At 73.3% G+C, this 694-nt stretch carries 2 protein-coding genes; both read left to right on the top strand.

The window, feature by feature from the left end; translation table 11 throughout:
* Nucleotides 1–249: enoyl-CoA hydratase-related protein (locus LPA54_RS34215; protein WP_228984561.1), on the top strand; the 249-nt coding region annotated here is incomplete at its 5' end.
* Nucleotides 250–483: 234 nt separating this feature from the next.
* On the top strand, nt 484–694 hold a 211-nt coding region (locus tag LPA54_RS34210), incomplete at its 3' end, for an SRPBCC family protein (protein ID WP_228984560.1).

Below are 694 nucleotides of genomic sequence, written 5' to 3'. Positions count from 1 at the left end.
ATCCGCGCCCGCCTGACCCCGCAGACGGCCCACGAGGCGATGACGACGGCCCGCCGCTACGGGGGCACGGACGCGGCCGCCGCGTCGATCGTCGACCGGGCGCTCCCGGAGGACGCGGTCCGCTCCACGGCTCTGGACCTGGCCGCGTCCTTGGCCGGCAAGGCCGGCAACACCCTGGGCACCATCAAGTCCCGTCTGTACACGGAGGTCCTGACGACCCTGAGGGACGCGACGAACCCGCTGGGCTGACGCCGTCCCCTTCCCAGGCTCCGCGAGGCGGCAGGGCGGCCGAGGCGGGTCCTGGACATCCGGAGCCCCGCCCCCCTGTCCTCTGCTCCCCGCGAGATGCGGGCGCCGACCCATGCCGCCGACTCACCCGCCTGGATCTCCCGGACTGGGCACGCGGTGCGATCCGCCGGAAGCTGGACCGAGACGCCATGACCGGGGCCGCCTTCGTGCCGTCCCTCTCCCAGGAGCGTGATGATGGCCCGGAACCGCTGCCTGATCCAGAGCTCGCCGTCCGAGGTCTGGAGCCTGCTGTCGGACGGCCACCGGTACGGGGAGTGGGTGACAGGAACGCAGCAGGTCCTCGCCGTGGACCCGCAGTGGCCGGAGGTCGGCGCCCGGCTGAATGTCCGCGTCGGCGCCGGTCGGCTGACCCTCGACGACACCTGCGTCGTCCGTATCTCCGAAC

Origin of the sequence: Streptomyces sp. DH12, assembly GCF_020873895.1 — a bacterium.
Classification (GTDB): Bacteria; Actinomycetota; Actinomycetes; order Streptomycetales; family Streptomycetaceae; genus Streptomyces.
This window is presented reverse-complemented; position numbering and strand designations above follow the sequence as displayed.